This is a genomic window from Devosia nitrariae, from assembly GCF_030160115.1.
In the GTDB taxonomy this organism is placed as follows: Bacteria; Pseudomonadota; Alphaproteobacteria; order Rhizobiales; family Devosiaceae; genus Devosia; species Devosia nitrariae.
Genome location: NZ_BSNS01000002.1, coordinates 400,613 through 425,321, shown reverse-complemented (window position 1 = coordinate 425,321; position 24,709 = coordinate 400,613). Strand labels below are relative to the sequence as shown.

The 24,709-nt window shown below is 64.4% G+C and carries 24 protein-coding genes and 1 pseudogene; 15 read left to right on the top strand and 10 right to left on the bottom strand.

The annotated features are described in order from the left end of the window. The 3 genes and pseudogenes from QQK18_RS02720 to QQK18_RS02710 all read right to left on the bottom strand — a co-directional run. Positions 1 to 274 (bottom strand): annotated as a pseudogene (locus QQK18_RS02720) (NADP-dependent malic enzyme); the annotation flags it as partial. Between the two features lie 66 nt (positions 275 to 340). Beyond that, a complete protein-coding gene (locus QQK18_RS02715) occupies positions 341 to 658 on the bottom strand; it encodes an ArsR/SmtB family transcription factor (RefSeq protein ID WP_284338732.1) in 318 nt (105 codons plus the stop codon). Next, a complete protein-coding gene (locus QQK18_RS02710) occupies positions 655 to 1,665 on the bottom strand; it encodes a cation diffusion facilitator family transporter (RefSeq protein ID WP_284338731.1) in 1,011 nt (336 codons plus the stop codon). Before QQK18_RS02710 ends, QQK18_RS02715 begins: the two co-directional genes overlap by 4 nt. 186 nt (positions 1,666 to 1,851) lie before the next feature. On the opposite strand from QQK18_RS02710, the gene QQK18_RS02705 reads away from it, so the two are divergent. The 3 genes from QQK18_RS02705 to QQK18_RS02695 all read left to right on the top strand — a co-directional run bounded on the left by QQK18_RS02705 (position 1,852) and on the right by QQK18_RS02695 (position 4,142). Then, positions 1,852 to 2,589 (top strand): sulfite exporter TauE/SafE family protein, encoded by a 738-nt coding sequence (locus QQK18_RS02705; protein WP_284338730.1) that lies wholly within the window; start codon positions 1,852 to 1,854, stop codon positions 2,587 to 2,589. Continuing rightward, positions 2,586 to 3,572 carry a LysR family transcriptional regulator gene (locus QQK18_RS02700; protein WP_284338729.1) on the top strand — a complete coding sequence of 329 codons (987 nt, stop codon included), beginning with the start codon at positions 2,586 to 2,588 and terminating at the stop codon, positions 3,570 to 3,572. The genes QQK18_RS02705 and QQK18_RS02700 overlap by 4 nt, the downstream gene beginning before the upstream one ends. A gap of 171 nt (positions 3,573 to 3,743) precedes the next feature. Continuing rightward, on the top strand, positions 3,744 to 4,142 hold the full coding sequence (locus QQK18_RS02695) for a VOC family protein (protein ID WP_284338728.1): 399 nt from the start codon (positions 3,744 to 3,746) through the stop codon (positions 4,140 to 4,142). Between the two features lies 1 nt (position 4,143). Here the strand turns inward: QQK18_RS02695 and QQK18_RS02690 are convergent, their stop codons facing one another. The 3 genes from QQK18_RS02690 to QQK18_RS02680 are packed head-to-tail and all read right to left on the bottom strand — an operon-like array spanning position 4,144 to position 7,879. Continuing rightward, positions 4,144 to 5,685 (bottom strand): coiled-coil domain-containing protein, encoded by a 1,542-nt coding sequence (locus tag QQK18_RS02690; RefSeq protein ID WP_284338727.1) that lies wholly within the window; start codon positions 5,683 to 5,685, stop codon positions 4,144 to 4,146. A 7-nt stretch (positions 5,686 to 5,692) separates the two neighbouring features. Further along, a complete protein-coding gene (locus tag QQK18_RS02685) occupies positions 5,693 to 6,631 on the bottom strand; it encodes a DUF6384 family protein (RefSeq protein ID WP_284338726.1) in 939 nt (312 codons plus the stop codon). A gap of 30 nt (positions 6,632 to 6,661) precedes the next feature. Next, positions 6,662 to 7,879, bottom strand: coding sequence for a cell surface protein (locus tag QQK18_RS02680; protein ID WP_284338725.1), 1,218 nt, complete (start codon positions 7,877 to 7,879; stop codon positions 6,662 to 6,664). Positions 7,880 to 8,022: 143 nt separating this feature from the next. Here QQK18_RS02680 and QQK18_RS02675 point away from each other — a divergent pair, with 143 nt between their 5' ends. The 9 genes from QQK18_RS02675 to QQK18_RS02635 all read left to right on the top strand — a co-directional run bounded on the left by QQK18_RS02675 (position 8,023) and on the right by QQK18_RS02635 (position 18,352). Then, the gene (locus QQK18_RS02675) at positions 8,023 to 8,496 is read left to right on the top strand and encodes an SRPBCC family protein (protein ID WP_284338724.1); all 474 of its coding nucleotides are present in this window, start codon (positions 8,023 to 8,025) and stop codon (positions 8,494 to 8,496) included. Positions 8,497 to 8,542: 46 nt separating this feature from the next. Next, positions 8,543 to 9,295: a carbon-nitrogen hydrolase family protein gene (locus QQK18_RS02670; RefSeq protein ID WP_284338723.1), complete on the top strand. Its 753-nt coding sequence runs from the start codon at positions 8,543 to 8,545 to the stop codon at positions 9,293 to 9,295. 227 nt (positions 9,296 to 9,522) lie between these two features. Next, positions 9,523 to 10,512, top strand: coding sequence for a BMP family lipoprotein (locus tag QQK18_RS02665; RefSeq protein WP_284338748.1), 990 nt, complete (start codon positions 9,523 to 9,525; stop codon positions 10,510 to 10,512). Positions 10,513 to 10,522: 10 nt separating this feature from the next. Next, positions 10,523 to 12,133, top strand: a complete 1,611-nt coding sequence (locus QQK18_RS02660; protein ID WP_284338722.1) for an ABC transporter ATP-binding protein — start codon at positions 10,523 to 10,525, stop codon at positions 12,131 to 12,133. Further along, positions 12,130 to 13,260, top strand: a complete 1,131-nt coding sequence (locus tag QQK18_RS02655) for an ABC transporter permease (protein ID WP_284338721.1) — start codon at positions 12,130 to 12,132, stop codon at positions 13,258 to 13,260. Before QQK18_RS02660 ends, QQK18_RS02655 begins: the two co-directional genes overlap by 4 nt. A gap of 1 nt (position 13,261) precedes the next feature. Further along, positions 13,262 to 14,230 (top strand): ABC transporter permease, encoded by a 969-nt coding sequence (locus tag QQK18_RS02650; RefSeq protein ID WP_284338720.1) that lies wholly within the window; start codon positions 13,262 to 13,264, stop codon positions 14,228 to 14,230. Between the two features lie 109 nt (positions 14,231 to 14,339). After that, the gene (locus QQK18_RS02645; protein ID WP_284338719.1) at positions 14,340 to 14,753 is read left to right on the top strand and encodes a cytidine deaminase; all 414 of its coding nucleotides are present in this window, start codon (positions 14,340 to 14,342) and stop codon (positions 14,751 to 14,753) included. Positions 14,754 to 14,806: 53 nt separating this feature from the next. Further along, on the top strand, positions 14,807 to 15,799 hold the full coding sequence (gene deoC / locus QQK18_RS02640; RefSeq protein WP_284338718.1) for a deoxyribose-phosphate aldolase: 993 nt from the start codon (positions 14,807 to 14,809) through the stop codon (positions 15,797 to 15,799). Between the two features lie 171 nt (positions 15,800 to 15,970). Continuing rightward, positions 15,971 to 18,352, top strand: a complete 2,382-nt coding sequence (locus QQK18_RS02635) for an aldehyde dehydrogenase family protein (protein WP_284338717.1) — start codon at positions 15,971 to 15,973, stop codon at positions 18,350 to 18,352. Positions 18,353 to 18,381: 29 nt separating this feature from the next. Here QQK18_RS02635 and QQK18_RS02630 read toward each other — a convergent pair whose 3' ends face one another. Continuing rightward, on the bottom strand, positions 18,382 to 19,293 hold the full coding sequence (locus QQK18_RS02630; RefSeq protein WP_284338716.1) for an alpha/beta hydrolase: 912 nt from the start codon (positions 19,291 to 19,293) through the stop codon (positions 18,382 to 18,384). An 83-nt stretch (positions 19,294 to 19,376) separates the two neighbouring features. Between QQK18_RS02630 and deoA the strand changes: the two genes are divergently transcribed. From deoA to upp, 3 genes are all read left to right on the top strand, one after another. Continuing rightward, entirely contained in the window at positions 19,377 to 20,708 is a 1,332-nt protein-coding gene (deoA, locus tag QQK18_RS02625; protein ID WP_284338747.1) for a thymidine phosphorylase, read from the top strand. A gap of 2 nt (positions 20,709 to 20,710) precedes the next feature. Continuing rightward, positions 20,711 to 21,928, top strand: coding sequence for a phosphopentomutase (locus tag QQK18_RS02620; RefSeq protein ID WP_284338715.1), 1,218 nt, complete (start codon positions 20,711 to 20,713; stop codon positions 21,926 to 21,928). 75 nt (positions 21,929 to 22,003) lie between these two features. Beyond that, positions 22,004 to 22,648, top strand: coding sequence for a uracil phosphoribosyltransferase (upp, locus tag QQK18_RS02615; protein ID WP_284338714.1), 645 nt, complete (start codon positions 22,004 to 22,006; stop codon positions 22,646 to 22,648). A gap of 192 nt (positions 22,649 to 22,840) precedes the next feature. Here the strand turns inward: upp and QQK18_RS02610 are convergent, their stop codons facing one another. The 3 genes from QQK18_RS02610 to QQK18_RS02600 form a co-directional block, all read right to left on the bottom strand. After that, positions 22,841 to 23,458, bottom strand: a complete 618-nt coding sequence (locus QQK18_RS02610) for an HAD family hydrolase (protein ID WP_284338713.1) — start codon at positions 23,456 to 23,458, stop codon at positions 22,841 to 22,843. A gap of 66 nt (positions 23,459 to 23,524) precedes the next feature. Next, positions 23,525 to 24,115, bottom strand: coding sequence for a TadE/TadG family type IV pilus assembly protein (locus tag QQK18_RS02605; RefSeq protein ID WP_284338712.1), 591 nt, complete (start codon positions 24,113 to 24,115; stop codon positions 23,525 to 23,527). Then, on the bottom strand, positions 24,112 to 24,669 hold the full coding sequence (locus tag QQK18_RS02600) for a TadE/TadG family type IV pilus assembly protein (protein WP_284338711.1): 558 nt from the start codon (positions 24,667 to 24,669) through the stop codon (positions 24,112 to 24,114). The genes QQK18_RS02605 and QQK18_RS02600 overlap by 4 nt, the downstream gene beginning before the upstream one ends. Between the last annotated feature and the right edge of the window lie 40 nt (positions 24,670 to 24,709).

Below are 24,709 nucleotides of genomic sequence, written 5' to 3'. Positions count from 1 at the left end.
TGGAGGCCAGCGCGCCGATATTGCCGAGGCCGAGCACCGCCGTGCCGTTGGAGATGACGGCAACGAGGTTGCCCTTGGAGGTATAGCGATAGACGTCGTCCGGATTGGCGGCGATCTCCTCACAAGGCGTTGCCACCCCCGGCGAATAGGCGAGCGCCAGGTCCCGGGTGTTGGCCAAAGGCTTGGTCGCGGTGATCTCGAGCTTGCCCGGCTTGGGAAACTCGTGGAAATAGAGCGCCGCCTCTTTCAGGCTCGCTGGCTTGTCTTCGGACATGGTTCCTCCTCTTCGAGCCCGCCTTTGTCCGGTGGAGCCGCTCCCGCGGACAATCAGACTTTAGTCTTAAAGCGCCTCGGAGGCACGATGCTCGTCTTCCCCCGAATGGGCGAGCATGTCGGCCAGCATATGGCGCACATGCTCGTCGTCGGCCTCATAGAACACCTGCTTGTTGCGTCGCTCGCCTCGCACCAGTCGTGCCGCGCGCAGGAGCCGCAAATGGTGGCTGACGAGCGAGGGCGAGGCCTCGATGCTGCGGGCGATATCGCCGACGGAAGCTGGCGCGTTGAGGCAAGCGAGCAGCACCTTGAGCCGAGTCGGATCGCCCAGCAGCCGGAATGTCTCGGCAAGGATGGTGACGTCGGTTTCGTTCTGCGGGTTCAATGTGCATGTCCCTTACGCTCGCCCGGCCGGTTGGTGACCAGGCTGCAGTCGCGGTTCTTGTCGCCGAAGTCGATCTCGATGGTCGAGTGGCCGATGCCGTACGTATCGTTAAGCGCGACCTTGACTGCCCGGAGTGTTTCGCGCGGATCGGCGCCGGGCGTGAGCTTGACTTCCATGGTGGCGGCCGGCCGCCCCGAGGTGATCGACCAGACGTGGACGTGATCGACGCCGGCAACCCCGGGCACGGCGTCCGTCAGCGCTTGCGGCATGCCCGCGACGTCGATGCCGGTCGGCGCGCCTTCGATAAGGATCTGCAGCGAGTTCTTGAGCAGCGACCACGCGCTCCTCAGGATCAGCAGCGAGATCAGCACCGAGAGGATCGGGTCGATCGGTGTCCAGCCGGTGAGATAAATCGCGATGGCGGCGATGATGGCGGCGACCGACCCGAGGAGGTCGCCGAGCACGTGCAGCATCGCCCCCCGGATGTTGACGTGCTCGCTGTCGCCTTGCCGCAGCACCAGGAACACGATGATATTGACGACCAGCCCGACGACAGCGACGGCCAGCATCGGTCCGGTAAGGATCGGGTGCGGGTCGAGGAACCGACCGACCGCCTCCCAGGCGATCCAGGCGACGAGCGCAAAGAGCGATACCGCGTTGATGAAACCGGCCAGCACTTCAAGCCGCATGTAGCCGAACGTGCGCTTGCGATCCGACGGGCGCCGCCCGAAGCGGAAGCCGGCCCAGGCGAGCGCGAGGGCAACGGAGTCGGTCAGCATATGCCCGGCATCGGCAATCAGCGCCAGCGAGCCCGAGAGCAGGCCCCCAATGACCTCGGCGATCATGAAGCCGAAGGTCAGCACGAACCCGATGAGCACCACGCGCTCGTTGCCTGCCGTTACCGTCGGAGCATGGCTGTGGTGCTCGTGCTCGTGTCCGTGCTCATGTCCATGATCATGATCATCGTGCCTGTGGCCGTTGGGACCAGCCTGCGGTTGCCGCGTCATTGCACCTTTCCCTTGGTTTCATCATTTGAATAGATGTTCAACTGTCAAAATCAAGAGTGATGACGTAACGTTTGCGAGCATCGCCCGGTGCGACCCGGTCTTGCCGAACCGCGAGAGGCGCGGAGCCGTCGAATGCAGCTAGTTTCAAGCAGCCTAGGCGGATGCCGGGCGAGGAGATAAAGCAGCATGTCCTTCTGGATCGCGGCCGGCATGATCGTCGCCGTCTTCTTCACCTCCACGCTCTCGGGCGTTTTCGGCATGGCCGGCGGCATGGTGCTGTTGTGGATCCTGCTGTTCATGCTGCCGGTCGAGACAGCCATTGCCGTCCATGGCGTGATCCAGGTGGTCGCCAACGGCTCGCGTGCCTGGTTCGCGCGCCAGTACGTGGACCTGCGGATCCTGAGCCTCATCATCGCCGGAGTCCTGTTCTCGGTCGCACTGCTGCTCGTCCTTGCCTACCAGCCGGATTTGCGCGGCGTCTATTTCGCCGTCGGCCTGATGCCGGTGCTCGTTTGGATGCCCAAGCGCTGGCTGGCGCTCGACGCGGCCAAGCCGCACCACGCCTTGCTCTGCGGTTTCGTAGCCGGCGGCCTCAACCTCACCGTCGGGCTGTCGGGACCGACGGTCGATATCTTCTTCATCCGCACGCAGATGGATCGCCGCACGGTGATCGCGACCAAAGCCGCAACGCAGGTCATCTCCCACGGCGCCAAGATCGCCTTTTATGCCAACGCCACCCTGGTGCTGACACAGACCGAGTGGCTGGGGATCCTGCTGGCCGCGCCGGCGGCGGTCCTCGGCACGCGCCTCGGCGCCGCCATCCTCCACCGCATGACCGACGACGGCTTCCGCGCCTGGACGCGCTGGATCGTTACGGGCATCGGTGCGGTCTATCTCGCGCGCGGCCTCATGCTGGTCGCGTGACGCACAATCCCTTGGAAAGCGGCGCATTCTCCTTCGTCTGCTCGGGCGAGGAGGATAAGATCACGCTCATGCATCCGTTCGATACAGTCACTGCGCGGCTGATCCTTGTCCTTGCCGAAGAAGGCTCGATCGGCCGTGCAGGCGACAAGGAGAACATCGCCCCGTCGGCCGTCAGTCGTCGGCTCTCCGAGCTTGAATCCCGCCTCGGCGTCATCCTCTTCGACCGTTCCGCCCAAGGCGTCCGCCTGACTGCCGCCGGCGAGAGCTATGTTGAGCACACCCGAGCGGTGATGCGCGAGATCGCCGACCTGGAGACCGTCATGGCCGAATTCGCCACCGGCCGGCGCGGATCGCTGCGTATCGCCTGCACCAGCGCTTCCCTTTCCGGGCGCTTGCCCGAGCTTCTCGCCAAATATGCAGAGCGCCACGCAACCATCGCCCTCGATATCAAGGAGATGGGTGCGGCGGCGGGCCTGTCCGCCCTCGAAGAGGGCCTTGCCGACGTTGCCATCGTCTCGGACAATTATGATTTCTCCCGCTTCGAGACCCGCCCCTTCGAGGACGACCGGGTCTGGGTGCTGGCTTCGCCGGACCACCCGCTGGCTCCCGAGCTCGCACCGCGCAAGGCCATCGCCTTCGAGCGTGTCGTCGGCCACGAGGCGGTCGGTATCCATCATGCAGGCGCGCTCGACCGGCTCCTCAACGAGCACGCCGGCAAGGCCGGCCACACCATCGGTGAGCGCGTGCGCGTTGAAACCTTCCCCGCCCTCGTCCGCCTCGTCGAGGCCGGCTTCGGCATCGGCTTCCTGCGCTCGACGAGCCTGCACCTCTTAGCCGGCACCGACCTTCTCTGCGCCCCGCTTTCCGATCCCTGGGCCCTGCGGCAATTGCTGGTCGCCCGCCGCAAGACCGGCCCGGTCTCGACCGCGATGAAAGGCTTCATCGCCCTCTGTGTCGAGACCTATGTGCCGTCGCCGGAATAGTCGCCCGCCAGGTCGGCGTGACAGCGCCGGTCGATTCCGCGATAGTCGCAACCCGCAGAGAGGGATGCGAAAAGTGGGAACCGGTTTTTCGCCTGAAATCCCGCGACAACAAGTAGCTGGAGCGCACGATTTGATTTCATCAAATCGTATCGCGCTCTGGAGGAGGCCGGCATGAAACCCAGGATCAACATCGTCACCGTCGGTGTCGACGACCTCGCGCGCGCCTTCGGCTTCTACCGCGTCCTCTTCGGCCTGCCCGACGAGCAGATTTCGGCGGGCGAAGATCACGTGGCGTTCTTTCTCGAAGGCGATCTCTCGCTCGTCCTTTTGGAGCGGGCGAATTTGGCCGAGACGGCCGGGCAGGGCGAGGCGGTGCGCGGCACGGCGCAGGTCGTCCTCAGCCACAACGCTGAAAACCCTGCCGAGGTCGATGCCATCCTCGACGAAGCGGTTCGCGCCGGCGGCGCTATCCACACCCCCGGCACGGCCTCCGAGTGGGGCTATGCCGGCTACTTCGAAGATACCGAAGGCAATCTCTGGGAGGTGCTTTCTGGGCCGGACGCAGGATGAACTAAAATCCTCCGCCGGTCTTGAAGCCTCCGTGCTTCCTCGTGCCCGCTGAACCAGTGCGTGGACGCGAGAACCCACCGCCGGTGGGACGCCCGCCGCTCCAGCCACCACCGAAACCGCCGCCGCGCGGCTTGCTCTTGCCGCTGCCACCGCCAAAGCTCGTGTCGGGCCACTCGAAGCCGCCGCCCTGCGGCCAGGGGCTGGAGGTCGTCCGGCCCCGGTTCGGCAGGCCGACCCCCCCGCCCCAGTCACTGGTGCCCGCGCTCCAGTTCTGGCTCTTGCGCCAGTGTTCCCAATAGCTGGCCGCGCTGATGCCGCCGCGCAGGAAATCGTTGAGCATGTCGCCGACGAGGTTGTCCTCGCGGAAGGTCGAACGCGGATCGTCGAACCGCGCCTTCTTGAACTCCCACTGGATGTCCTCGAGCTCGCGCCGCCGCGCCGCCAGGGTTTTCAACCGCGCCTTCTGCTCGCGAATATCCTCTTCCTCGTCGCGCACCCGCGCCCGCGCATCGTCGATCTGGGCAACGAGTGTGTCGTCCCGGCCGGTCGCCGTGCGCCGCGCTTCGGCGAGCAGTGTCCTGATATCCTCGCGCCCCAGCGCCTCGGCGAGCGTCGTCAGCGCCTCCTCGAAGGCCGGGTCGCCGCCCTGCGCCAGGCTCGCGAGCTCCCTGGCGGCCGCGTCACGCCGGTCCTCGGCCTCGACGATTCCGGTGTCGATCGCCTCTATCTGGGCCTGAGCCTCTTCCATGGCCTCACGGATCGGCTTGCCGCCTGCCGCATCGATGGCCGCCGTTTCGAGCGCGTCGACCTCAGCCTCGGCGGCAGCCGCATTCTCCATCTGCCGCTCGGCGTGCTCGCGCAGCCGCAACGGGATCTCGTTTAGCATGGCAAAGTTCGGCCGCGCCTTAGCAAAACCGGTGAGATCGGCGACCAACCCGTCGAGGTAGGCGACGAGGTTGTTCGCCCGGTAGTTGACCGTTCCGTAACCTCTCTCCCAGAGGTAGGTAAAGAGCGGGTCGTCGCGGTAGGGCTTGCCCTTCTCGTCGCGGTCGGCCTCGGCCTGCTCGGTCTTGTGCATGGATTGGGCCGCGATTGCCTGCAACTCGTCGGCCGCCGCGCGCTTCTGCGCATAATTCGGATCCTTGGCCACCGCCTCGCCTATACGGGCCGAAAGCGCCTTGAGCTCGCCCTGACGGGTTTCGAGCACCTTCATCGCCTCGCCCCGGCTCTCCGTCAGCCCGTTGATTTCGGCGTCGATCTCGGCGAGCTGCGCCTCTGTGGTGGTAAGGGCCTCGGCGTGCGTTCTCAGCATCTCGCGCGCCTTGGCTTCCGACTGCGAGATGCGTCCCTCGAGCTCGCCCTGCACGGCCGGATCGAGCCGCACCTGGGCAAGCTTGCGGAAGAGCTCGGCCTCGGTCTCGCGCATCTTGGTGATAATGTCGCTGGCGCGCGTCAGGCGTTTGGAGATCTCGTCCTCCTCGCGACGGATATCGCGCAACGCCTCTTCGAGCGATGCCAGTGCCTGGGGGCCTCGGATCGTCATCTTGTTCCTACCACCGTGTCACCGCGCCGCCGAGCACGGGCACGACATATTCGACATCGAGGAAGCCGTAGGATTTGCGCCCCACTTCGTCCATCTCGATGATTCCGTCATCCTGCTTGTCCGCCGCGACCGCCTGATAGACAACCTCGGGCACGCGAATGCCCCAGATGTCGACCACCTCGGTTTCCCTTGTCTCCTCGTTCTCGATCGGCAAGGAGAGGCGGTTCCCATCGACATCGATCGCCTCGACGACAATATAGTAGTTCGTTGCGTCGGTGTTGACCTCCGGGAACGTCCAGAAGCCCGATTGTACGTCCGGTCGGTTGACGATCCGCAGCGTATATTCCTGCCGTAACTGGTCGCGCAGCGCCGTCATGCGCTCGATCACGTCGAGGGCGCCGGCCCGGTCGCCTTCGCTCGCCAGCGCCTTGCCGCGTTCACGCAGCGCCACGGCCTCGACCACGGCTTGCTGGACCTTGGTTTCCTCGAAAATGGTCTGGTAGAGCGCATCCATCTGCGCCGGCAACTGCTCGGCCAGTTCGATCCGCGCGTTCTCCGCCTGCGCCGACTGGTAGGGCCGGTAGACGAGGAAGTAGGCTCCCGCGATCACGAACAGCGCCAAGACGATGGCCAGCACGGGTCGTCCCCACTTGCCGCGGCTGACATAGAGCCGGGCGAGCGCGCGCTTCAAGTTCGGCGGGGGCGGCGAGTAGACGAACCGGCTTTCCTCGAGAGCGGCCACGCCTTCCCTCAGGATATGGTCGGGCACCTCGATGCCCTGGCTGTGATAGATCTCGCGTAGCCGCTCGAGGAGCTGCTTCTCGCGCGCCTCGCCCGCCAGTTCCCGCAGCGCCAGATCCTGGCGGTGGCGGAGGGTATCGACGACGTCCATGGCAAGCATCACGTCGTCGAGGGGAGCGGCGGGACCCGCCGGCGTGTCACTCATGTGTGCCGTTCATCTTATAAGCTAGAAAGGTCAGTTCCCGGTTTCGAGAAGCAACGCGTTGCCCTCGGCGGCGAGCTGGGCCAGGCGCTTCTTGCCGTCTTCCACCGCGTCGCGGATTTCCGCCGAGTTCTTGGTTGAGGCGACCCGCATCTCGTTGATGATCGTGCGGCTCTTTTCCTGGAAGTTGACGACGCTGTCGACGAGCTTCTTGACCGCATCGGCCCTGATCGTCGGGCCGTAGCCGGCCTTGATCGCCTCTTCCTGCACCTTGTCGCCGATCTCGGAAAGCGTCTCGAGGCTTTTCGACATGCCTTCCTTCATGGCGTTGAGCGTTTCGGTCGACTCATGCAGGCCGAACATGCCGGTGAACGAGGCCGAGAGCGCCGTCAGCACCGTCTCGTTGGTCGAAAAGAACGAGATCGACTGCTGGTAGACCCGTTCCTTGGCGTTGGTGGTCTGCATGAGCCTGGCCATCACCACTTCCGAGGTGTTGTAGGAGATGGTCAGGTTGTCAGAGAGGTCCTTGGCGATCTGATAGCGCTTCTCCTCGTTCTGCATCTCGCGCAGCCGCTCGTCGCGCGCCATCTCCAGCCGCGCCCGGTCGGCCGGCACGTCGCCGGCGTAAGCCGCAAGCTCGTCTGCGGCCTTCTGCAGGATGTCCTTCTTCTCGGAAAGCCGGTTCTCGGCCGTCTGCAGCACCTCGAGCGCCATCACTTCCGATTGCTTCAGGGCGCCGCGGAAATCGCGGTAGGCCTCGAGGATCGTGTGTTCGCGGTCGATCTGGTCTTTGGTGTCGGCGGTGACGGAAAGGTAGGTATCGCGAATCTTGTTGAAGCGCTGGGCGATGTCGCCGCGCGAGACTTTCATCCAGACGTTCGAGATGCGCTCGCCCAGGTCCAGCCTGTTGTCGTCAAGCTGGTCGACCAGTGTCTTGGCATCGTCCCGGATGGAATCGAAGCCCTTGGTGATGTCCTCGTAGCGCTCGCCGATCTTCATGGCCGCCACCTGCTCGCGCACCACCTCGTTAAAGGCACTGGCCTGGCTGAGGGTCCGCCCGATCAGCACCACGCGCGTCTCGTCGAGCTCGGTGATCTGCGAGAGGAGGCCAGTGATCGGCTGCTCGCCCTGCTGCTCGGGCCAGACCCCGAGGTCCCGGATGGCATTCACCGCCTTGTCGAGGTATTGCAATGGCTTCTCGGCCACGGCTGTCGTAGTGGCCGGCTGAGTGGTTGTCGTTGTTTCAGACATCAGATTTCTCCCGCGTTCGTCGCTCGCCTTGCCTTGGCCTATAGATTGACTTTGCGGCCGGCGCTGACAATTGCAACAGCTTTGTGCGACGACTATTTTGCCATCATTGGTGCGAAAAAGCCGCAGGTCGCAAGAGGGGAAGCATGGAATTCGGCGGACGCTATCTGGTCGCAGCGCCACGCATCGAGGTCTGGGCGGCGCTCAACGACACCGGCGTCCTCAAGGACGCCATTCCCGGCTGTGACCGGATCGTTTGGACGGGCACGGATGCCCTTGAGCTCGACATCAAGGTCAACCTCGGCGTCGTCCACCCGGTGTTCAAGGGCGATCTGTGGCTGACCGACATCGTGCCGGCCGAAAGCTACCGCCTGGCCGGCAAGGGACGCGGCGGCCTCCTCGGTCTTGCCGAGGGCTCGGCCGACATCGTGCTGACCGACGCGGGCACGGCCACTCATCTCGTCTTCACCGCCAACGGCGGCGCTTCCGGCCGCATCATGAACCTTGGCAAGGCCATCATCGGCAATTCCGCCCAAAAGGTCATCGACGGTTTCTTCGAGCGCTTCGGCGAAGCCATGGGAGCGAAGGTAACGCCTCTCAAGGACGGCGACAGCCAATAACCAAAAGCGGCCGGCCCCCGGGGCCTCCTTGCTTATGGAGCGCGCAATGAAGTCTGTCAGAGTTGCTGCGGCGCAGACGCCCGAATATCGCGACGACATGGACGCCGCTTTGACATATGTGGACGAGGTCGCCGGGCTTGCCGAGCTCAAGGGTGCGCGTTTGGTCTGCTTTCCCGAAGGCTTTCTCCAAGGTTACCTGACCGATGAAGCATCGGCGCGACGGGTCGCTCTCGATCTCTCATCCCCCGAATTCGACACTATTCTGCGCCGGCTCCCAAAGAGTGGGCCGATGCTCATCCTGGGCATTATCGAGGTCGAAGACGAACGACTGTTCAACACTGCCGTAGTGATAGAGTGCGGTGTCGTTGCCGGGCGATATCGCAAGATGAACCTGCTCCATGGCGAGGGCGCCTTCGAGGCTGGTGTGGACACCCCGCTTTTCGAAATCGACGGTCTTCGGTTTGGCATAAACATCTGCCATGACACGAACTTTCCAGAAGCTGCGCGAAAAGTCGCTGACCTCGGGGCGGCGATGATCGTCTGTCCGGCAAACAACATGATGAGACGCGAAAAGGCCGAAATATTCAAGGATTTGCATAACGCCAAGCGAGGCGAGCGTTGTCGGGAAACCGGGTTGTGGCTCTTGTCCGCAGATGTGACGGGTGAGCGCGAGGGGCGAATTGCCTGGGGCCCGACTGCGGTGCTGAGCCCGCAAGGTCAGGTTTTGGCACAGCTCCCGCTTGGAGAGCCGGGTTTGCTGATCTTCGATATTCCAGTCTCTGAAAATGCCAGGCAGTAGAGCGACAGGGACCTGTTCAACGGCGAGGCAACAGCTGCGCAATGCCCCGGTTAACCGCCGCTCCTCCTCCCCAGATTTTTTTGACCAATCGGAAAAAAATACTTGTTGCCCTCTTGCGGGCAGGTCGTTTGCACGGTTCTATCCGCTGTTAGCGCACGGGGTGTGTCCGCCGGCAGGTGCCGGGTCCGGTGCGAGACAGGGAGACCCAAACAATGAAATTCAATAAACTGAGCAAGGCCGTTGTCGGCGGGGTGGCGCTGAGTGCCATGCTGGCGGGTGCCGCCTTCGCCGATCCGGCCGTGATCTACGACCTTGGGGGCAAGTTCGACAAGTCATTCAACGAAGCCGCCTACAACGGCGCCGTCCGCTGGAAGGAAGAGACCGGCGGCAATTTCCTCGAGCTCGAGCTGCAGAACGACGCCCAGCGTGAGCAGGCCCTGCGCCGCTTTGCTTCTCAGGGGGCCAATCCGATCGTCATGGCCGGCTTCATGTGGACCGCTGCGCTCGAAGCCGTCGCGCCCGAGTTCCCCGACACCAACTTCGTCGTCATCGACACCGTCGTCGACCAACCCAACGTTCAGTCGATCATGTTCGACGAGCACACCGGTTCGTTCCTGGTGGGCGCCCTGGCCGCCATGAAGTCTGAAACCGGCAATGTCGGCTTCGTCGGTGGCATGGACGTGCCGCTCATTCACCGCTTCTACTGCGGCTATGCCTATGGTGCGCGTGCCGTCAATCCGGATATCGAGCTGCAGGAAGCCTATACCGGCACCACCCCGGCTGCCTGGAACGACCCGGTCACGGCCGGCGAGCTTGCCAAGGCGCAGATGGATGCGGGTGCCGACATCGTGTTCGCGGCTGCCGGCGGCTCGGGTCTCGGCGTGCTGCAGGCGATGGCCGATGCCGGCAAGTATTCGATTGGCGTCGACTCCAATCAGAACCACCTGCATCCGGGTTCGGTGCTGACCTCTATGCTCAAGCGCGTCGACAACGCTGTCTACACTGCCTTCGTGGAAGCAGGCGACGATGCCACCTTCAAGCCGGGCCGCATCGATCTCGGCCTCGCCGACGAGGGTGTCGGCTACGCGCTCGACGAGAACAACGCCGATCTCATCACCGACGAAATGCAGACCGAGGTGGAAGAGCTCAAGGCCGGCGTCATCGACGGCAGCATCGAGGTCCACGACTACTATACCGACAACGCCTGCCCGCTCTGACCAAGCGTCGATGAGCACAGGTGAGGATACGAACGCGCAGCGGCCGGACACGGCCGCTGCTTCCCCACCCGCCTCGCAGTGGGCGATCGAGCTTGAGAAGATCAACAAGCGGTTTGGCGAGGTTCACGCCAACAAGGACATCGACCTCAAGGTCGAGCGCGGCACCATCCACGGCATCGTGGGTGAGAACGGCGCGGGCAAATCGACCCTGATGTCCATCCTCTACGGCTTCTACACGGCCGACAGTGGCACCATCAAAGTCGACGGGCAGGAGCGCCGGATCACCGACAGCCGCCATGCCCTGGCACTTGGTATCGGCATGGTGCACCAGCATTTCATGCTGGTCGACAATTTTACTGTCCTCGAGAACGTCGTGCTCGGCGTCGAGGACAGCGCGTTCATCGCCCCGAGCCTCAAGCGCGCCCGTGGCGAGCTCGATCGCATCGAGCACGAGTACAATCTCGAGGTCGATCCAGATGCTGTCATCGAGGACATATCCGTCGGTCAGCAGCAGCGCGTCGAGATCCTGAAAGCCCTTTATCGCGGCGCGCAGACCCTGATCCTCGACGAGCCGACAGGGGTTCTCACCCCCAACGAGGCCGCCGACCTCTTTCGCGTGCTTGAGACGCTGCGCGAACAGGGCAAGACCATCATCCTCATCACCCACAAGTTGCGCGAGATCATGGCCATCACCGACAACGTCTCGGTCATGCGCCAGGGCGAAATGGTGAGGACCCTGAAGACCTCCGAGACCAACCCGGAAGAGCTCGCCGAGCTGATGGTCGGCCGGCGCGTGCTGCTGCGGGTCGACAAGGCGCAGGCCCAGCCCGGCAAGACGTTGCTTGAGGTCAAGAACCTTGTGGTAGCCGACGATCTCGGGGTGGTGCGGGTCAAGGACGTCTCCTTTTCGGTCCGTGCCGGCGAGATCGTCGGCATCGCCGGCGTTTCCGGAAACGGCCAGAGCGAGCTGCTCGAGGCTGTTTCGGGCATGCGGGACCAGCGGTCCGGCACTGTCGTGATGAATGGGCGGGAACTGGAACTGAAGGGCGATGACGGCGCCGCCCGCGCGCGCCTTGCAGGACTTGCGCACGTGCCCGAGGACCGGCAACGCATGGGGCTCGTCACCAATTTTCAGGAATGGGAGAACGCCATTCTCGGCTATCAGGACCGGCCGGAATTCGGCGCGGGCATGTTTCTCGACATTCAGGCGGCCCAGCGCGAGGCCGAGGCGCGGATTGCGCAGTTCGACATCCGCCCCGCCAGCTTCCGTCTGAAGACGGCCAATTTCTCCGGGGGCAACCAGCAGAAGATCGTGCTGGCGCGCGAGATGGAGCGCAATCCCGACGTGCTGGTCGTCGGCCAGCCAACCCGCGGCGTCGACATCGGCGCCATCGAGTTTATTCACAACGAGATCATCAGGATGCGCGATGCCGGCAAAGCGATCCTGCTGGTCTCGGTCGAGCTCGATGAGATCCGCTCGCTCGCGGACCGTATCCTCGTCATGTTCGACGGCCGGATCGTGGGCGAGGCTGATCCGGCAACCGCCAGCGAGGGCGAGCTCGGGCTGATGATGGCGGGCGTGACCAATGGCGATGCAGCTGGCACGGAGGCCCGGCCATGAGCGCCCTCCGGCCCCTGCCGCGCTGGGCGGACATCGCCCTTCTGCCGCTCCTTAACCTGTTGCTGGCCTTCGCCGTCTCGGGGCTTGTCGTCCTGATGATCGGTCAGAATCCGCTGCTGGCCATGTGGGCCATCGTCACCGGCTCGTTCGGCAACGGCTTCAACATCGGCTATACTCTCTACTACGCCACCAACTTCGTCTTTACCGGCCTTGCCGTGGCAGTCGCCGCCCACGCCAGCCTCTTCAACATCGGCGGCAACGGGCAGGCATATATCGCCGGCCTCGGCGTCGCCATCGTCTGCCTGGCGCTCGACCAGACCCACTGGCTCCTGGTTGCGCCGCTGGCGATGATCGCCGCCGCCGTCTTCGGCGGGTTCTGGGCGTTCATTCCCGGCTATCTGCAGGCCAAGCGCGGCAGTCACGTGGTCATCACCACGATCATGTTCAATTTCATCGCGGCCGCGATCATGGTCTACATGCTCAACCGCGTGTTCAAGCCGGCCAACGTCATGGGGCCGGAATCGCGCACCTTCGCGCCGGGTGGACGCTTGCCCAAGCTCGGCGAGTTCGTCCCGTTCCTCCAGCACACCCCTGTCAACCTCTCGATCTTCGTCGCGATCCTGGCGCTCATCGCCATTTACATTCTCATCTGGCACACCAAGTTCGGCTATGCGCTGCGCGCCCTCGGCCACAACCCGACCGCGTCGCGCTATGCCGGAATGTCCAACTCGCGCATCATTATGATCGTGATGGCGATGTCGGGCGCGCTCGCCGGCATGGTCGCGCTCAACGAGGTCATGGGCGTCCAGAACCGCCTGGTCCTCGATTTCGTCGCCGAGGCGGGGTTCGTGGGCATCGCCGTGGCGCTGATGGGCCGCAACCACCCCATCGGCATCGCACTCGCCGCGCTCCTTTTCGGCGCGCTCTACCAGGGCGGCAACGAGCTGCAATACGTGATCCAGGGGCTTGATCGAAACATGGTCGTCATCATCCAGGCCCTGGTCATTCTCTTTACGGGCGCTATGGAAGGTCTCTTCCGTCCGGGCCTGCAGTTCACCTTCATGCTGCTCTCGCCCGAGCAGAAAGCCGAAGCCGTCGCGCGCGAGACGGCGAGTTCGGAGAGCTGACATGACACTCGCCGTCATCCTCTCCACGCTCGATGCCACCATCCGCCTGTCGACGCCGTTGCTGCTGGCCTGTCTTGCCGGCCTCTATTCCGAGCGCTCCGGCGTCTTCGACATTGGCCTCGAGGGCAAGATGCTCGCTGCAGCCTTTGCCGCCGCGGCCGTCGCCGCGGTCTCCGGCTCCATGTGGCTGGGCCTTGCGGCCGGCATGACCGTTTCACTCGGGACGGCCCTGCTGCAGGGCCTTGCCGCGATCACGCTCAAGGGGAACCAGCTGATCGCCGGCGTTGCCATCAACATGCTGGCGGCGGGCCTTACCACCTTCCTCGGCCAGACCTGGTTCCGGCAGGGCGGTCGCACGCCGGCGCTTGGCCCGGGCGAGCGGTTCGAGCCGGTCACCCTGCCTCTGGCCCGCGAATTGAGTGGCGTTCCGATACTCGGCCCGATCTACGCTGACCTGGTTTCAGGCCACTATGTGCTCGTCTATATCGCCTTCATAATGGTCCCGGTCACCGCCTATGTGCTCTATCGCACGCGCTTTGGCCTGCGTGTGCGTGCCGTTGGCGAGAACCCGAAGGCAGTCGATACGGCGGGCATTTCGGTGACGCTGATGCGCTACCAGGCCGTCATCATCACCGGACTCCTCTGTGGCATTGCCGGAGCATATTTCTCCATCGCGCAGGGCTCTGGCTTTGGCAACAATATGACCGCGGGCAAGGGATATATAGCGCTCGCCGCGCTGATCTTTGCCAAGTGGAAGCCGGTGCCGGCCATGTTCACTTGCCTGCTGTTCGGCTTCCTCGATGCGCTGCAGATCCGTTTGCAATCGGCGCGGCTGCCAGTGATCGGCGAGGTGCCCGTTCAGGCGATCCAGGCGCTGCCCTACGTGCTGACGGTCGTCCTGCTGGCCGGCTTCATCGGCAAGGCTGTCGGTCCCAAGGCCGGGGGTGTAGCCTATACCAAGGAGCGGTAGGCGCTTTCGCCGGTGGACACCGCGTTGCGCTGGAAGGCGTGATCCCAAACGCAAACCCTAGCCGCCGCACTCCCTTCCCGGAGAGCGGTGGCGGAACGAAACGAGGACCATGTCAGCAACGCCTACCGATGAGGCCCTGTTCGAAGCTGCCGAGGCCGTCCGCGCCAGGGCGTATGCGCCCTATTCCAAATTCAGGGTAGGCGCGGCGATCCTTGCCGATGATGGCCGCATCTATGCCGGCTGCAATGTCGAGAACGCCGCCTATCCGCAGGGCAACTGTGCAGAGGCCTCGGCGATCGCCGCCATGGTTGCGGGCGGGGCCAAGCGCATCACCCGCATCTACGTCACCGGTCCCGGTACGGAGCCGGTGACCCCCTGCGGCGGTTGTCGCCAGCGCATCCGCGAATTCGCCGACCTCGATGTCGAGATCATCTCGCACGGCGTCGACGGCGAACCGCTGAGAGCGACGTTGGGGCAATTGCTGCCACACTCGTTCGGCCCGGATCATTTGGGCGCGCGATAACATTGCCGCAATGCCGGCGCAGATTTTCCCGGTTCTTGGGAAGGGAGGAAGTCATGAGCCTCAGGGTCGTCGATCACCAAAGGGTGGCGGACACGCCCCACAAGCGTAATCCCGGTTTCCCGCTCGATCTCGACTGGGTCGAACGCGTGCGCATGAACCGCTCGGCGCTCGAACGTCGTGCCGCAACGCTGCCCGCCCGCCGGACGGTCAAGAAGGACTGGCAGGTCGCCTGGCTTTTGAGGGCGATCACCTTCATTGACCTCACCACCCTCAATTCCGACGACACGCCCGGCCGCGTCGAGCGGCTTTGCGCCAAAGCGCGCAATCCGGTGCGCCGCGACATCCTCGAAGGGCTGGGCGTTGCCAACCTCGATATCCATCCCGGCGCCGTCTGCGTCTACCACAGCTTCGTCAAGACGGCCGTGGACGCCCTGGAGGGGACCGGCATTCCAGTTGCTGCCGTCTCCACCGCGTTCCCGCACGGCCTTGCTCCCCTCGATACCAGGATCAGGGAGATCGAATCGTCCGTCGCCGATGGGGCCAGGGAGATCGATATCGTCATCGAGCGCGGCATGGTCCTGCGCGGCGACTGGCAGGGGCTCTACGATGAGGTGAAGGCTTTCCGCAAGGCCTGCGGGAACGCGCACATCAAGACCATCCTCGGTACCGGGGAACTCGCAACGCTCACCAATGTCGCCAAAGCTTCGCTCGTCTGCATGATGGCCGGCGCCGATTTCATCAAGACCTCGACCGGCAAGGAAAAGGTCAATGCGAACCTGCCGACCTCGCTTGCCATGATCCGCATGATCCGCTGGTTCGCCGAGGAGACGGGTATCGAGATCGGTTACAAGCCCGCCGGCGGCATCGCGACGGCCAAGCTTGCGCTCGACTATATGGCGCTGATGAAGGAGGAGCTGGGCACCCATTGGCTCCAGCCCCACCTCTTCCGCTTCGGCGCCTCGTCACTCCTCACCGACATCGAGCGGCAACTGGAGCATGGACTGACTGGGCATTATTCGGCCGACTACCGGCAGCCGATGGTGTAAGGCGCCTACGGCGCACCCCCTCCCTGGCCCTCCCCACAAGGGGGAGGGTGGCATCGGGGATGTGGCAAAATAGTGCACGGTTCACCGGGTTCACCCTCCCCCTTGTGGGGAGGGAAGGGAGGGGGTCCTCGCGATCCTCGTTAAGATAATCGGCACTCCAAGGAGGCCACCATGAACAAAATCGCGCAAATCTTCGAGACCCTTGACTACGGTCCGGCGCCAGAAAGCCCCGATCCCGCCATCGCCTGGCTGGAGGCTCACGGGCGCAAGTTCGGCCATTTCATCGACGGCAGATGGACGAGACCCGGCAAGACCTTCTCGTCCGACAACCCGGCTACGGGCGAGAGCCTGGCGCAGGTCACCGACGGCTCGCCCGAAGACGTCGACAAGGCGGTCAAGGCCGCGCGCGCCGCCTTCAAGGGCTGGAGCGCGCTCTCCGGGTACGAGCGCGGCAGATATCTCTATGCCATCGCCCGCGCCATCCAGAAGCACTCGCGGCTGTTCGCCGTCCTTGAATCCATGGACAATGGCAAGCCTATCCGCGAGAGCCGCGATCTCGACATTCCGCTCGTCGCCCGCCATTTCTACCACCACGCCGGCTGGGCCCAGCACATCGCGCGCGAGTTCCCCGGCCAGGTCCCCTATGGGGTGTGCGGCCAGATCATCCCGTGGAACTTCCCGCTGCTGATGCTCGCCTGGAAGATCGCTCCGGCCCTGGCCGCCGGCAACACGGTGATCCTCAAGCCCGCCGAGTTCACCTCGCTGACGGCCCTGCTCTTTGCCGAGATCTGCGAGCGCGCCGGGCTGCCCAAGGGCGTCGTCAATATCGTCACCGGCATGGGCGAGACAGGTCAGGCGATCGTTGCCCATGACGGCATCGACAAGATCGCCTTCACCGGCTCGACCGAAGTCGGCAAGATGATCCGCGCGGCAACCGCCGGCACCGGCAAGGGCCTCTCGCTCGAGCTTGGCGGCAAGAGCCCCTACATCGTCTTCGAGGATGCCGACGTCGACAGCGCCATCGAGGGCCTCGTCGATGCGATCTGGTTCAATCAGGGGCAGGTGTGCTGCGCCGGCTCGCGGCTGCTCGTGCAGGAGAGCATCGAGGAACGCTTCATCGCCAAGCTGAAGAAGCGGATGGCGACCCTGCGCGTTGGCGATCCGCTGGACAAGGCCATCGACATCGGTGCGCTGGTCGCCCCCGTTCAGGTCGAACGCATTCGCGACCTGATGAAACAGGGCATCAAGGAAGGCGCCGCGGTCTACGAACCGGAAGGGACCGTGGTGCCCGACAAGGGTTGTTTCCTCAAGCCCGCCCTCGTCACCAACGTCTCACCCGCCAACACGCTGGTCGAGGAGGAGATCTTCGGGCCGGTGCTCGTTGCCATGAGCTTCCGCACACCCGAGGAGGCGGTGGCCCTCGCCAACAATACAAAGTATGGCCTTGCCGCCACCATCTGGAGCGAGAACATCAACCTTGCCCTCGACATCGCCCCCAAGGTCAAGGCAGGGGTGGTGTGGATCAACGGCACCAACAATTTCGACGCCGCCGTCGGCTTCGGCGGCTACAAGGAATCCGGGTTCGGGCGCGAAGGCGGCCGCGAGGGCATGGCGGTCTATCTAAAGCCTGGCTGGGAGAAGGCGCTGAAAGCGGCTCCGGCCGGCGCAGCCTCCGGCAAGGCTGGGGCCGAGAAGGCAAATCCGCTCGACACCGACCACCTCGACCAGACCGCCAAGATGTATATCGGCGGCAAGCAGGCCCGACCCGACAGCGGCTATTCGCGTCCCGTCCATGGCTCCGAGGGCCAGCTCATCGGCGAAGTCGGAGAGGGCAACCGCAAGGACATCCGCAACGCCGTCGAGGCAGCGCGCGCCGCTCTTGGCTGGGGCACGACCGCAGCCCACACCCGCGCGCAGATCCTCTATTTTCTTGCCGAAAATCTCGACTACCGCCGCGACGAATTCGCCGCCCGCATCAAGGCGCAGACCGGCCGGGCAGGAGAGGCGGAGGTTGCCGCCGGCGTCGAGCGCCTCTTCGCCTTCGCCGCCTGGGCCGACAAGTACGACGGTGCCGTGCACAATCCGCCACTGCGCGCCATCGCCGCGGCCATGGTCGAGCCCATCGGCGTGATGGCGATTGTCGCGCCCGACGAGCTGCCGCTCCTCGGGTCGATCGCGCTCCTCGCCCCGGCGCTTGCCATGGGTAATCCCGTGGTGCTGGTGCCCTCGCAGGTGTCACCGCTCTCGGTGACCGACCTCTACCAGGTCCTCGAAACCTCGGACGTACCTTCCGGCGTCGTCAACATCGTCACCGGCGATGCCGTCACCCTCGCCAAGACACTTGCCGAGCATGACGGTGTCGACGCCATGTGGTTCTTCGGCCCGCGGGACGCCTCGGCCATGGTTGAGAAGGCTTCGGTCGGTAACGTCAAGCAGACCTGGACCAGCAAGGGCCTTGCCTTTGATTTGTTCGACAAGGAAAAATTCGAGGGCGACTATTGGCTGGCCAAGGCGACCCAGATCAAGAACGTGTGGATCCCCTACGGAGCATGAGGCACGGGGGCGATCCGGTGTCTTTTCCCCTAAGTCGCGGCGCGATCCAGCAGGCCGCGGGCGCGCAACCAGTTCGCCAGCAGCATCGGCCAAATATCCGAGAGCGTGCCGATGCGCGTCATGCCGAAGCCGTGCGGGCCATCGCCGAACACATGCAGTTCGGCCGGTCCACCGGCCTTGTGCCATGCCTCGTAAAGCCGGCTCGTCGACATCGGCGGCACCGACAAGTCCTCGTCCGACGCGACGAGGAACAAGGGCGGTGGGCTGTCCGGCAGGCTAAGCGCACTGCGATAGGCGGGGTAGATGCCGACAGCGAAATCCGGACGACTTTGCACGTCGTGCTGCATGGCGGCGCCCATGGCGACCCCGCCGCCTGCCGAAAAGCCGGCAATGCCGATGCGGTGCGGTGCGATGCCCCAGTCCGTGGCCCGGTCGCGGGTATAGCGGATCGCCTGTCGTCCGTCCTCCTCGCCCATTTCCCTGATCGCCTGCGTGAAGCCGGCTTCGGGCGGATGGATATCGGTTTGGGTCACCGGTGCGCGCTGGCGGTGGAAGCCCTCCCGCCAGGCCGGCATCCCCGCGTCGTCGTCAGGCGTCCGACCCAAACGATACTTCAGCACGAGCGCGGTCACGCCCAGCCCGTTGAGCCAGCGGGCCATTTCATGGCCCTCGTGATCGACCATCAGGAAATGGAAGGCTCCACCCGGTGCGATGATCATCGCCGTACCGTTGGCCTTGCCGGCGGGTGGCCGATGCAGCGTCACCGTCGGCACGACGACGTTCCGTGTGTAGCGCAAGCTAGGGGTCGGCCAGGGAGGGGGAGAGGTCCTCTCCTGCCAGTCCCAGTGCTCCGAACCCGGTGCGGTCTGCCCGGGCCAGATGCGAAACACACCATCCGCATCCGGGACCGTGTCGGTTATCACGCTGGCATTGTCGTTCAATTCTCTCTCCCCGTGGTCGAAGGGCCTGTCTTGTCGCCAAGCTTGACCGCCACGGCTCGGGGACACAAGGGGTCGCCATGAGTTTGCTCCCGCAGGAAATCATCATCCGTAAACGCGACGGCCACGAACTCTCTGCTGGTGAGATAAACCGTTTCATTGCCGGGTTTGCGCAGGGCACCGTCTCTCATGCCCAGGCCGCAGCCTTCGCCATGGCGGTATTTTTCCGCGACATGAGCATGGACGAGCGCGTCGCGCTGACCCTTGCCATGCGCGATTCCGGCGCCGTGCTCGACTGGAGCCACTTCGACGGGCCTGTCGCCGACAAGCATTCGACCGGCGGGGTCGGAGACAACGTCTCGCTGATGCTCGCCCCGATCCTGGCCGTCTGCGGCATCTACGTGCCGATGATCTCGGGCCGCGGTCTCGGTCATACCGGCGGCACGCTCGACAAGTTCGACTCCATCCCCGGCTACACCACCAGTCCCGACAACGAACTCTTCGGCAAGGTCGTGAGGGAAGTGGGTTGCGCCATCATCGGCCAGACCGCCGATCTCGCCCCGGCCGACAAGACCCTCTATGCCATCCGCGATGTGACGGGGACGGTCGAATCCATCGCCCTCATCACCGCCTCGATCCTCTCCAAGAAGCTGGCCGCCGGGCTCGATTGCCTCGTCCTCGACGTCAAGACCGGCTCCGGCGCCTTCATGCCGACGCTCGAGAAATCGCGCGATCTGGCAAGGAGCCTCGTCGAGGTCGCCAATGGCGCCGGCATGAAGACCAGCGCGTTGATCACCGACATGAATGAGCCGCTGGCAAGAGCGGCCGGCAACGGTCTTGAGGTGCGCAATGCCGTGGATTTCCTCACCGGCAGGCACCAGGACCCGCGCTTGAAGGAGGTGACTCTCGCCCTCTGCGCCGAGATCGTCGAGATGACCGGCACGGCTCCCGATGCGGCCACCGCCCGCAAGCAAGTCGAGGAGGCGCTGGCGAGCGGTCGGGCGGCGGAGCGTTTTTCCCGCATGGTCGCCGCGCTTGGCGGCCCCTCCGATTTCGTCGAGCGCATGGATGCGCATCTTGCCCCGGCACTGATCGTGCGAGACGTGCTCGCGAAAGGGCGGGGGACCATCGCCGCTATCGACACCCGCGGCGTCGGCATGGCCGTCGTCGCCCTTGGCGGCGGGCGCACCATGCCGACCGACACCATCGACCATACCGTCGGCTTTGACCGCCTGCTGGGGCTCGGTGAGCGGGTCGAGGCCGGTACGCCCATCGCCCGCATCCACGCCCGCACCGAGGCAAGCGCGGCCGATGCCGAGACGCGCTTGCAGGCAGCCTATGTTCTGGGAGAGAAGGCCCCTGACCATCCTCTGATCCCCGCGCGCGTCGCGCCGACGGGGCCGGCCGACAAGGAGTAGCCATGCCGCGCGCCATCATCTGCCTTCTGGACAGCGTCGGCATCGGCGGAGCGCCGGACGCGCCTGCCTATGGCGACGACGGATCCAATACACTCGGCCATATCGCCGAGGCCTGCGCCGACGGACGCGGCGACCGCGAGGACCTGCGTGCCGGACCGCTGCGTATCCCCAATCTTGATGCCATGGGCCTTGGCGCCGCCGTCACGCTCTCGACCGGTAAAACCCCGCCCAACCTCTCCGCCAAGCCCAAGGGCGGCCGCTTCGGCGTCGGTCGCGAGGTCAGCAAGGGCAAGGACACGCCTTCCGGCCATTGGGAGATCGCCGGCGTGCCGGTGCCGTTCGAGTGGGGGTACTTCCCGCAGAACGAACCGACCTTTCCTGATGAGCTAATCGCCGAGTTCGTCGCTCGGGCCGGGCTCCCCGGTATTCTCGGCAATAAGCACGCTTCGGGCACTACCATCATCGCCGAGCTCGGCGAAGAGCACATCCGCACCGGCAAGCCCATCTGCTATACCTCGATCGACTCCGTCTTTCAGATCGCCGCCCACGAAACCCATTTCGGCCTCGAGCGGCTCTATGAGATCTGCAAGGTCGCCTTCGAGCTCACCAAGCCGTTGAACATCGGCCGTGTCATCGCCCGTCCCTTCGTCGGCGAGGCGGCCGACACCTTCAAGCGCACCGGCAACCGGCGCGATTTTGCCATTGAGCCGCCTGAGCCGACGCTTCTCGACCGCGCCAAGGCTACCGGCCGCCAAGTCTATGCCATCGGCAAGATTTCGGACATTTATGCGGGTCGTGGCGTGACCCACAAGATCAAGGCCACCGGCCTGATGCCGCTGTTCAACGCCACCATCGACGCCATGAAAATGGCCGAGGACGGGGCGCTGATCTTCACCAATTTCGTCGATTTCGATTCCGAGTTCGGCCATCGGCGCGACGTGCCGGGCTATGCCGATGCCCTGGAGCAGTTCGACGGTCGCGTGCCCGAGCTCATTGCCGAGCTGCGCGACGACGACCTTGTCATCATTACCGCTGACCACGGCAACGACCCGACCTGGCGGGGCACCGACCACACGCGCGAGCAGGTGCCGATCCTGATGTTTTCCCCAAGCCTGACGCCGGGCGAGATTGGCATCAGGCACACCTTCGCGGATATTGGCGAAAGCATCGCTCATTGGCTCGGATTGGCCCCGGGACCGCATGGGCGCAGTTTCCTCTAAGACGTGCTTCGCAAAATAGGCGCAACGCCGCGCATCCAGAACGCGGCAAGGCAAAACAGCCGGGGTGGCCGAGCCATGAACCATAAAGTCCTGCCCAACGTCACGGTGGTCGATCACCCCCTGATCCAGCATAAGCTGACCATCATGCGTGACAAGGAGACTTCGACCGCAAGTTTTCGGCGCCTGCTGCGCGAGATCGCCCATCTCCTCTGCTACGAGGTCACCCGCGATCTCGAGCTCGAGATGATCCCCATCGAAACGCCGCTCGAACGGATGGAGGCGCCCACCATCAAGGGCAAGAAGCTCGTCTTCGCGTCGATTCTCAGGGCCGGCAACGGGTTGCTCGAAGGCATGCTGGAACTCGTGCCGGCCGCGCGGGTCGCCCATATCGGCATCTACCGCGATCACGAGACACTGCAGCCGGTCGAATATTACTTCAAGGCGCCGTCCAACCTCGAGGACCGGCTGATCATTGTCGTCGATCCGATGCTCGCCACCGCCAACTCGGCCACCGCCGCCATCGACAAGCTCAAGGAGCGCGGCGCCAACAAGATCCGCTTCCTCTGCCTGCTCGCCGCCCCGGAAGGCGTCGAGCATTTCACCGCCATGCACCCCGACGTGCCGGTCTTTACCGCCTCGATCGACAGCCACCTCAACGAGAAGGGGTACATTGTACCGGGGCTCGGCGATGCGGGCGACCGCATGTACGGCACGAAGTAGGCGCCACTGATCCGACCTGTGCGTCTTGCAGCTTAATAGCCCCTCACCCTAACCCTCTCCCCAGAGGGGCGAGGGGACGCTGTGGAGGCGCACGATCTATACACGAGCACCAGGTTCACCTCGCCCCTTCGGGGAGAGGTCGACGGCGAAGCCGGCGGGTGAGGGGGCCTTTCGCGGCCCCCTGGGCAATTTCTACGCCTTCAACGGCAATCCGTAGCCGATGAGGCGCGCCCGCAGGTCCTCCGGCGACACGAAGTGGATGGCCTCCATGCCGAAATTGCGCGCTGCGATCACGTTGGATTCGTTGTCGTCGACAAAGACGCAGCTTTCCGGCGCCAGGCCGTAGCGCTCGCAGAACAGTCGGTAGATGCGCACATCGGGCTTCACCAGCCCTTCGAGCCCCGAGACGATCACCCCGTCGAATTTTTCGAGGAACGGCCATTCGCCAAGGCATGTCACCCATTTCTCCCACGAGAAGTTGGTGATGGCGAAGGTGGGGATCTCGGCGTCGACGAGCTCGTCGTGGATTGCCACGGTCCCGTCGATGAAGCCGTTGAAGGTTTCCTTCCACCTGAGGTCGTAGGCCTGGATCTCGCGCCAGTATCTGGGAAAGCGCGTGATGAGCTTAGCCACGCCTTCGGAATAGATTTCGCCCGCATCGAACTCGAGGTTCCAGGCGCTGGTGCAGATGTTCTCGTGGAACCAGGCCGCCTCCTCTTCCGTCGGAAAGAGCTTGCGGAACAGGTACATCGGGTTCCAGTCGACGAAGACGCCGCCGAGGTCGAAGACGGGGATGAGGGGCTCGGTCATGAGAATCCGGGAGATGGAGCGAGAGACACCGGCTCTTGGCACGCCCGCTAGCCGGGTGCAAGGCGGTCAGCAGGGAGGAGCGGCGTCGTAGCAGATCTTCTCGCCGAAGCGCGGCAGGTAGAAATTCTCCCGGTAGAGCGGGAAGTCGCTTTCGAACACCAGGCCAAGGAGCGGCGTGTAGCTGTAGGAGGCCTCCGAGACGACGACATAGCCGTTCTCGGCGAGGCTGGTGATCTCCTCGGGCAGATCGTAGGACTCGCCAGCCGTGTGCCCGGCGGTATGGTCGCGCTCCTCACCCGCGCCCGCGCCCGTGAACCTGCGGCTCCATTCGATCAGCGTTTCTCCGTCCGCGTCGATAGAAATGAATGATACCGTCTGAACGAGCTTATCGGTCGGAAAGGGCGCGATGATATTCTCGGCCGCGCGGAAATAGTCCTTGAGTCTTGCCGCGGGGATCGTTTTGTCCTCCCGCGCCACCAGGTCGCCGATCGTGCCCGCCACGGTCTGCACCCGCCGGTCCATGGATATGAGCGCACTGGCCTCCATCGTCCCAAGATAAAGCAGCAGCATCACCGGCAGGACGAGCGCGAACTCCACCGCCGCGACCGCCGAGTTGTCGGTAGCAAATCGCCTGCCCAGGTTCCGCAGCGCCCTCATCCCGAGAACGGCTCGTTACGGAACACGCGGACTGCGGCCAGCAAGCGCGTGTTGTCGCCGAGATTGGCGAAGGTGAAGTTGGCAAAATTGAGCAAGGTCGGCCACTTGTAGTACGCCTGAACCATCATCACGCTCGAGCCCTGGCCGGGCGTGAACACCTGAGGGGCCGTCCAGTCGCAGGTCTCGGTGCAGGTGATGTCTACCGGCGGAACGGCACTTGCCGAGGCGAAACTGGTGACTGGTGTCACCCGCACATGGATGCCGCTGCAGTCGCCGAAGAAGCCGAATGTGTGGTCGCAGATTGACGCGCGGAAGTCCTCGGCGTCGAAACCCGAGACCTGCGCCTGCCCGGTAAGGATCAGGCGATTGGCGTCGTGGACGGCCGCATCCAACACCTCGCTGGCAAGGAAGATCATCGCGGTTTCGAGTATGGCGCCGATGATCGCAAAGAAAGGTACCGAGAGCAGGGCGAACTCGACGATGGTGGCGCCGCGCTCGTCGTGCACGAAATGCCCGCGCCGGCGCCGGCCGGCGCGCAGCAAGGTTCTGGGCAACAGCAATGGTCTCCTCATGGGCATCAGTGCTCGTCGATGA